Raw genomic sequence first — 8,667 nt, 5'->3', positions numbered from 1 at the left:
GATCCGCCTGTTCGGCGCAGCTTGGCTCATCCAGGCCATCCGAGCCTGAACAAGCACGAGCCGTGGCGATTCATCCGCAGCCGACATTCATAAAGTTCCGCGCCCAATCCGTTTTGACACGGCCTCGGTGGAATGCAGACGTTCGTCGATGGCCTACCGAACGTCCGCATCACGTCTGAAGCGGACGTGACCTGACCTGGCGCGCTCAGGTTAATGTGAGATACCCGACCGACAGAACGCCGATTAACAAGAGCCAATGACAAGCGCAGTACGGTTTAATACGCTGTCGTCTTCGCTAGGAAATAGAACTTTATCGAAGGTAGCGCTGTTGAAAATTTATTTCGACTTCGATGATAGTCGCGCCCCGTTCAGGGATGAGGAAGGGATGGACCTTCCCGACGTAGAGACTGCCCGGACAGAGGTCCTTAGGGCGCTCGCAGATATCGCCAAAAACGTTCTGCCGAGAAGCGATCAACAGGCGTTCAAGATTTCAGCCCGTAATGCCTCCGGAGACATCGTCTACAGCGCAGAAGTGACAGTTTCAGGCGGACGGCACGAGCCTCGCTATCCGTAAAATCGCTCTGCGGATTTGCGTAGTCGTCAGGCTGTACAAGCTTGGAATTATATTCCAGATTTCGGCGCAACTTTCTGGTGCACTGCCGCTTAGCTCGGCATAGTGGCCATAGGGCATGGCCCGGGAGGGCAGATGCTCAATCCGTTCATCCAGAAGCTTGGACGCCGTTTCGTCCTGTCTGGGTCCGAAGAGAAGGCTCTCACGGATGCGAGTGCGCGCGTTCGCGATGTCCCATCCCGAACCGCACTCATCTCGGAAGGAGACGTGCCCGATCACGTCCACCTGATCCAGAAAGGGTTTGCCTGCCGCTATAAGGTGCTTCCAGGCGGTGGACGGTCGATTGTCGCCTTCCTTATCCCGGGAGACTTCTGCGACCTGAACGTGTCGATCCTCGGCGAGATGGATCACAGCATCGGAACAATCAGCTCCTGCGACGTGGTGCGTATCCCGCGTTCGGTGATGAATGACCTCAGCGGGAAACATCCGGGCCTGAACCGTGCCTTGCAGTGGGCTGGCCTCGTCGATGAAGCGATCCTTCGGGAATGGCTGGTGTGCATGGGCCGTCGTTCGGCCGACGAGCAGGTCGCACACCTGTTCTGTGAGTTCCTGATCCGCCTCCAGGTGGTGGGGCTTGCGACAGAGAACAGCTACCAGTTTCCCCTCATCCAACTCGATCTCGGTGATGCAACCGGGCTGTCGAACGTCCACATCAACCGGGTGCTCCAGGAGTTACGACGTTTGGGGCTGGTGGTGTTCAAGGAAAGGCGTGTCACCTTACCCGATGTCGCTGCCATCAAGGCCTATGCGGGGTTCAATCCGAACTACCTCCACCTGCATCCTAAGGCTCCCCCATACCCCGCTATGTGAGGTACCCGACCGTTCTTTGGAACCAAGGGGAAAACACCCATTTATTAGTTTTTAGGTCGACACAACGCCTATATCAAAAGTTATCGCGGCCATACTCTCGGCTTTCCGCGCCTGTGAGACCTCGTGTGCTCCCGCCTGCTGCGCGCGGAGAGCCCTATGCCTCGCTACTTCTTCGATATCCATGACGGCCAAACGCTTCGCGACGACGAGGGCATGGACCTCGCCGGTCCTGAAGAAGCTGCTCGTCAAGCAAAGTCGGTCCTGCCTCAGATCGCAGCGCACGAGGTGCCCAAGGACGGCGAACACCAAGCCTTCTCGGTTCTGGTGACGGACGAGGATGGCCATCCCATCTACTCGGCCGCTGTGACCTATACGGGCACGTGGCTGATCCGGTGATTGGGCCTCCATCTGCTGAGCCGGATGGGGCACCGTGCTACCGAGCCGTGATGCTCAACGCTGGCGGAGGCGGGGTTCTGAACACGCCGATTTCAGCCTCGGACGACAGCGAAGCTACGGACAAGGCACGAGCCCTTGTTGATCAGCATGCCGTCGACCTCTGGGATGGCATGCGGTTCATCGACCGGTTCGAACCGCCTCATCCTCTTCCGCGAACTGAGACCATCGCGGCATCCTGAAGGTCACGATTGATTGTCCGCTTAGCGTCAACTCCGGACGTTCAAAGCGTGCGGCTTGAAGGTCCGAGTAGGGTCGATTTTTGTCTGTCCGTTCTTGGGCGATGCTCCGATCGAAGTAGACCATACGGTACGACAGGACTCCGCATTCCAGCCCCCTTTCCGTTCGCAATTTGAGCTGGACCGTCGCGAAGGTGTGTTCGGCAAGGAAAGTCTGGCGCGTCGAGCTTCGAAAATGCCGCTCAGACGAGCTTGAGTATGTCGTCGAAGACGTCATCCCACCCAGCTTGGTCCAATTCGATGAGGTTGAGGCTGCGTAGGTAGAAGGCGCCCTCTGCAGCGAGAAAGGCCGTCCTCGCGCGGCTCTCGGACGCCGAGCCAGGGTCGAACATACCAATCCATTCCGCGTACCAAGTGCGGGCGCGGTGCAGGTACCCGGGCGACTGCAGCAGCGTCACGAGCATCCCGGCCATCTTGGTCTGGGTAGCTTCATCGATCCGCTTGGATGCCACGACGTAACCGCGCGCGCGCGCGACGTTGTCAGCATCCGGCGGGGTGCTCCGTGCGACCTCGGCGTCAAATCTTGCCAACCAGCGCTCCACCATAGCGGCGATCAGATCGTCCTTGGTGCCGAAGCAGTACTGTACCCCCCCCTTGGTGATGCCCGAGGCTTTCGCCACGGCGTCGAAGGTCAAGGCCGTGGCCCCGTCCCGGCTGACGATCTGCTCCGCGACATCCAATACCCGGTCGCGGTCGATGGTCCTTGCGCGACCCATTCAGCCATTCCCTTTTTCATTCCATACGTATGGATTTAAACGCGGCGGTGTGCGATGCCAACCAGGAAGTCGCGGAACCGCAAGACCAGTCCGAGCGCGATCCGACGCCATCCACGACCCGTTCCTACCTGAGGTATGCCACAATATGAGACGGCCTGATCATCGGCGTCCGGTCATCGTCCGGCTCGTCTTGCCTTTCCTCATGGCGATGACCCTAACCGGCTGCAAGCCGGAGGCGAGCAATCCGGCCGCACCTGCCGCCGAGATGTCGCCCATGGATGTCTCGACCGTCGTGGCGGCGGCGGCCACGGTGCCGCGCACCCTCGACCTGCCGGGGCGCTTAGCATCGACGCGGGTGGCCGAGGTGAGGGCCCAGGTCTCCGGGATTATCCAGGAGCGCGCCTTCGAGGAAGGCAGCCTTGTCAGGAAGGGGGATGTCCTCTTCCGCATCGACCCGGCCGTCTACAAGGCCGAGGTCGATGCCAGGACGGCAGGCGTGGCGCGCGCGGAGGCGACGCGGACCCAGGCGTTGCGCCAGTCGGAGCGCACCGAGACCCTTCTGGAGAAGCAGGCCGCCAGCACCGCCCAACACGACATCGCCATCGCAACCTTGCGCCAAGCCGAGGCGGACGTCGCGAGCGCGAAGGCCCAGCTTGCGCGCGCCAGGATCGACCTGGACTACGCCACCGTGCGTGCCCCCATCGGCGGCCGCATCGGGCGGGCCCTGGTGACCGAGGGGGCACTGGTGGGCCAGGCGGAAGCGACCAAGCTCGCGCTCATCCAACAGGTCGATCCCATCTACGCCGACTTCAACGCGGCCGCCTCGGACCCGAGCCTGCTCGTTGAACAGGCAGCCGGGAAGGAAGCGGCGGAGGTGCGGCTCGTTCTTCCCAACGGGTCCCTGCACCCCGATGCCGGCCGGCTCCTGTTCACCGACGTCAGCGTCGACCCGGGCACCGGTCAGGTCAGTCTGCGTGCCACCTTCCCGAACGCCCGTGTCGCCCTGTTGCCGGGCACCTATGTCCGCATCCAGGTTCGGCAGGGAACGATTCCCGGCGCGGTCGTCGTCCCCGCCCAGGCCATCCAGCGCAGCAGCGCCGGGGGGGCGCAGGCCTATGTCGTCGTGGACGGAAAGACCGCGCTGCGGCCGCTCCGCACCGGCGCCCTGACGGGTGCGGGATGGATCGTGGAGGAGGGGCTGAAGGCCGACGAGGTCGTCGTCGTCGAGGGCTTCCAGAAGATCCAGCCCGGGATGCCGGTGAACCCGGTCCCCTGGAAGGGTGCCTGGTCAACCGAGGCATCCCGCAAGTCCTGATCCCCGTCCCAACAGCCGCGGTGCCGTCCCGGTATTCCGCTCGCGCAGGCGCATTCCCATGACCCGCTTCTTCATCGAACGCCCGATCTTCGCCTGGGCGATCTCCATCTTCATCATGCTGGTGGGCGCGATCTCCATCGCCTTCCTGCCCGTCTCGCAGTACCCGGACGTGGCCCCCGTTACGATCCAGGTGACCGCCGTCTACCCGGGTGCCCCGCCCGAGCGTCTCTACGACGGCGTGACCCGCATCATTGAGGAGGAGCTCAACGGCATCCCGGGGCTGATGTATTTTGAGTCTACCAGCGACACCTCGGGCCAGGCGCAGATCATGGCTTCCTTCGCGCCGGGCTCCGATCCCTCGAAGTCCACGGTCGCGGTCCAGAACCGGATCAAGCGGATCGAGGCGCGCCTGCCGCGGGCCGTGACGCAGCAGGGCGTCATCGTCGAGGAGGCCAGCACTAGCTTCCTCCAGTTCGTCGTCGTGAGCTCGCGCGACGGTTCCCTGAGCGAGAGTGATCTCGGCGACCTCGCCGCCCGGCGCATCCTGGGCGAATTGCGTCGCGTGCCGGGCGTCGGCCGCGCCATCCTGTTCTCGTCCGAGAAGGCGCTGCGCATCTGGATCGACCCGATGAAGCTCGTCGGCTTCAACATGACGCCCGGCGATGTGACGACGGCGGTGGGCGCACAGAACGCCCAGGTGGCCTCCGGTCTCGTCGGCGCCCAGCCTGCCAAACAAGGTCAGCGCATCGCCGCCAGCGTGCTGGTGAAGGGGCAGCTGACGACGGTCGCCGAGTTCGAGGAGATCGTCCTGCGCGCCAACCCGGATGGCTCGCTGGTGCGCCTGCGCGACGTGGCCGAGGTCGAGCTCGCGGGCCAGTCCTACACGATGCAGACCCGCCTCGACGGTCGCCCGGCCGCCGGCATCGGCATCCAGCTCGCACCCGGCGGCAACGCGCTCGCCGCCGCGACCGGGGTAAAAGACAAGATCGCCCAGCTCCAGCGCACGCTGCCCGCGAATGTCAGCGTCACGGTACCCTACGACACCACGCCCTTCGTCGAAGTGTCGATCAGGAAGGTGCTGATGACCCTTGCTGAAGCGATGGCGCTCGTCTTCGCGGTGATGTTCCTGTTCCTGCAGAACGTGCGCTACACCGTCATCCCGACCATCGTGGTTCCGGTGGCACTCTTGGGCACCTGCGGCGCGCTGCTGGCGGCCGGCTTCTCCATCAACGTCCTGACGATGTTCGGCATGGTCCTGGCCATCGGCATCCTGGTCGACGACGCCATCGTGGTTGTCGAGAATGTCGAGCGCATCATGAGCGAGGAAGGCCTCTCCCCGAGGGAGGCCACCCGCAAGGCCATGGGGCAGATCACCGGCGCGATCATCGGCATCACCTCCGTGCTGATTGCCGTGTTCGTGCCGCTCGCCTTCTTTCCCGGCTCGGTCGGGGTGATCTATCGGCAGTTCGCGGTCAGCATGGCAACCTCCATTGCCTTCTCGGCTTTCCTGGCCCTGTCGCTCACGCCCGCCCTCTGCGCGACCCTGTTGAAGCCCGTCGAGGCCGGCCATGGCCATGCTAATAAGGGTGGGTTCTTCGGCTGGTTCAATCGCCGCTTCCACTCCGGCACGCTGGCCTACCGGGCGGGCGTCGCCGGGATGCTGCGGCGGCCGGTGCGCTCGCTCCTCGTCTACGCCGCACTCGTCGCGGCGCTCGGCTGGGGATACGTGCGCATGCCGTCGAGCTTCCTACCCATCGAGGACCAAGGCTACGTCATCGTCGACGCGCAGACCCCGCCGGAATCGGCCACCGGCCGCACGCTCGACGTGGCTGAGCGCATCGAGGAACACTTCGAAGCCGAACCGGCCGTAGCGGCGCGCGTCACGCTGCTGGGTTTTGGCTTTTCGGGCCAGGGCCAGAACGCGGCCATCACCTTTGTCACGTTGAAGGACTGGAAGGAGCGTGGACCGAAGGACGGGGCCGGGGCGATCAGCGCCCGCGCCAACGCGGTGCTCGGCGGCCTGCCCGACGCCATCGCCATGGCGCTGTCACCGCCGGCTATCGAGGCACTCGGCAATTCGAGCGGCTTCGCCTTCCGCCTGCAGGACAAGGCGCAGCAGGGCTATGCCGCGCTAGCGGCTGCACGCGACCAGCTGCTGAAGGCGGCGAGCCAGAGCCCGGTCCTTGCGGGCGTCTACGTCGAGGGCCTACCCACGGCGCCGCAGATCGAGCTCTCCCTCGACCGGCAGAAGGCGAGCGCGCTTGGCGTCACCTTCGCCGACATCAACGACGCGCTCTCGACGAGCCTCGGCTCGGCCTACGTCAACGACTTCCCGAATCAGGCCCGCATGCAGCGGGTGATAGTGCAGGCGGTAGCCGGGCGCCGGATGAAGGCCGAGGATCTGCTCGACCTGCATGTCCGCAATGCGAAGGGCCAGATGGTGCCGCTGCAATCCTTTGCCAGCATCGCGTGGACCATGGGTCCCGCACAGGTGGTCGGGTTCAACGGCTATCCGAGTATCAAGATCTCGGGCAGCGCCGCCCCCGGCTTCGCCAGCGGCGACGCCATGGCCGAGATGGAGCGCCTTGCCGGGCAACTGCCCGCGGGCTTCGACTTTGCCTGGACCGGGCAGTCGCTGCAGGAGAAGCTTTCGGGGAGCCAAGCCGTGTACCTGCTCGCGCTGGCGCTCTTCTGCGTCTTCCTCTGCCTCGCGGCCCTCTACGAGAGCTGGTCGATCCCGCTGGCCGTCCTGCTGGTGGTGCCCACCGGCGTGGTCGGTGCGGTCTACGCCATGCTGCTGCGCGACATGCCCAACGACGTCTATTTCAAGGTCGGGTTGATCACGGTGATCGGCCTCACGGCGAAGAACGCCATCCTCATCATCGAGGTGGCCAAGGAGCTCGTCGAGCAGGGCCGATCCCTGCACGAGGCGGCCCTGGAGGCATGCGAGCTACGCTTCCGGCCCATCGTGATGACCTCATTCGCCTTCATCCTCGGCGTGGTGCCGCTCGCCATCGCCACGGGCGCCAGCATGAACAGCCAGCGTGCCATCGGCACCGGCGTCCTCGGGGGCATGATTACGGCGACCGTGCTCGCGGTCTTCGTCACGCCTCTGTTCTACGTGCTTGTCGCACACGCCTTCCGGTCGCGGAAGTTGGACGGTACGAGGAGCGGTGCCAACCATACCGAGGCGGCCGTCAGTCATGGCGTCGTTGTGGACTGAGCTTACCAACACGAACGCTCTCGACCAGCAGCGGTCGTCTAACCCGGCCTTTTTTCGGCCCGGGATGCGGTTTCTGTTGATAGGCACTGGAGTGGCCGACATGCGCGCAAAGCCGAATGTCGACCTCCGAGCGGCAACCTGCTGAAGGGGCAGTGCCCTACGCTGAGGCTGTCGGACGGTCGACGGATGGCTGCTTTCGTGGAGCCCTAACGGTTGCCGGGGTGTCTGGCATGGGTCGGACGCAGCAGGGCTGCATTTCAAGTCTGGCAGCTGCGTGGCACACATCCCGAACGTCTAAACGGTAATACGCAGGCTACGTCCGCAGCACCCCTTCTCTCTCTGCCGGCATGGGCCGGTTGGGAGATGAGAGATGGGACATTCAGAGCACGACCCAGCCTTCAAGAGCCGCCGACCGTGGAACGCAGGACGGAAGCTCGGCGCCAAACGCGCGCTCAAACCACAACAGGTTTGGGCCATCCGTTTCTGGCTCGACGGAGAGCGGCGCGTACGCGACCGGGCCATGTTCGACCTCGCCATTGATAGCAAGTTGCGTGGTTGTGACATCGTCAAACTGAAGATCGGCGAGCTTGTCAGCGGCGGGCATGTACGGGCGCGCGTCATCGTCGTTCAGCGAAAGACTGGGTCGCCCGTGCAGTTCGAACTGCTTGAACCAGCACGTACCAGCATTTTGACTTGGTTGGGGTGCCGAGGGGGCGGGCTTGACGATTACGCCTTTCCAAGCCGGATCGACCACGAGGCGCACATAAGCACCCGGCAGTACGCCCGCCTGGTAGATGAATGGGTGACGGGCATAGGGCTACGGCGCGAGGACTACGGCACACATTCTTTACGCCGTACAAAGGCGGCATTGATCTACAAGCGAACCGGCAACTTACGCGCTGTGCAGATTCTGCTTGGGCATACGAAAATCGAGAGCACGGTACGCTACCTTGGCGTGGACGTTGAAGACGCGCTCGCTCTGGCGGAAGCGACCGAAATCTGAAAGCCGGCCTCCTCGGCGGCAACGTTGAGGGGGCCATGCAGGCTCCAAGAATGCAGCGCACCTGAAGCAGTCGTTTACCCCGACATGATGCCGTCCCAGATATAGGCGTTCTCGAACCAACCCAGCCTTTCCGCCCCAGGTGGATTGCGGTCTGTCCGCTGATTGGCGGCAGATCGACAAAGCGGTCATCCAGCATTGCCGATCTACCCCGGGATGAAGAACCCCGGCGGAGACCAGCCAGGCCCACGTAATTATGAGGAAAGGCATCGCCGAGGAG

6 protein-coding genes are annotated in these 8,667 nt (G+C 63.8%); 5 read left to right on the top strand and 1 reads right to left on the bottom strand.

Going from position 1 to position 8,667, the window contains the following annotated elements; all coding sequences use genetic code 11:
* The first annotated feature begins 706 nt into the window (after positions 1-706).
* Positions 707-1,441 (top strand): Crp/Fnr family transcriptional regulator, encoded by a 735-nt coding sequence (locus J7U37_RS21380; protein ID WP_056488607.1) that lies wholly within the window; start codon positions 707-709, stop codon positions 1,439-1,441.
* Between the two features lie 156 nt (positions 1,442-1,597).
* Entirely contained in the window at positions 1,598-1,837 is a 240-nt protein-coding gene (locus J7U37_RS21375; protein ID WP_082504486.1) for a hypothetical protein, read from the top strand.
* Between the two features lie 478 nt (positions 1,838-2,315).
* On the opposite strand, the gene J7U37_RS21370 is transcribed toward J7U37_RS21375, so the two are convergent.
* The gene (locus J7U37_RS21370; RefSeq protein ID WP_056093220.1) at positions 2,316-2,849 is read right to left on the bottom strand and encodes a TetR/AcrR family transcriptional regulator; all 534 of its coding nucleotides are present in this window, start codon (positions 2,847-2,849) and stop codon (positions 2,316-2,318) included.
* 202 nt (positions 2,850-3,051) lie between these two features.
* Between J7U37_RS21370 and J7U37_RS21365 the strand changes: the two genes are divergently transcribed.
* The 3 genes from J7U37_RS21365 (at position 3,052) to J7U37_RS21355 (ending at position 8,390) form a co-directional block, all read left to right on the top strand.
* The gene (locus tag J7U37_RS21365) at positions 3,052-4,164 is read left to right on the top strand and encodes an efflux RND transporter periplasmic adaptor subunit (RefSeq protein WP_246685280.1); all 1,113 of its coding nucleotides are present in this window, start codon (positions 3,052-3,054) and stop codon (positions 4,162-4,164) included.
* Between the two features lie 58 nt (positions 4,165-4,222).
* Positions 4,223-7,387 (top strand): efflux RND transporter permease subunit, encoded by a 3,165-nt coding sequence (locus tag J7U37_RS21360; RefSeq protein ID WP_247637022.1) that lies wholly within the window; start codon positions 4,223-4,225, stop codon positions 7,385-7,387.
* Positions 7,388-7,757: 370 nt separating this feature from the next.
* Positions 7,758-8,390, top strand: a complete 633-nt coding sequence (locus J7U37_RS21355) for a tyrosine-type recombinase/integrase (RefSeq protein WP_056088204.1) — start codon at positions 7,758-7,760, stop codon at positions 8,388-8,390.
* Positions 8,391-8,667 lie beyond the last annotated feature (277 nt).

This window comes from Methylobacterium sp. 37f (genome assembly GCF_023093475.1).
Taxonomy (GTDB): Bacteria; Pseudomonadota; Alphaproteobacteria; order Rhizobiales; family Beijerinckiaceae; genus Methylobacterium.
The sequence above is the reverse complement of the archived record's forward strand: the minus strand, read 5'-3'. Positions and strand labels throughout refer to the sequence as shown.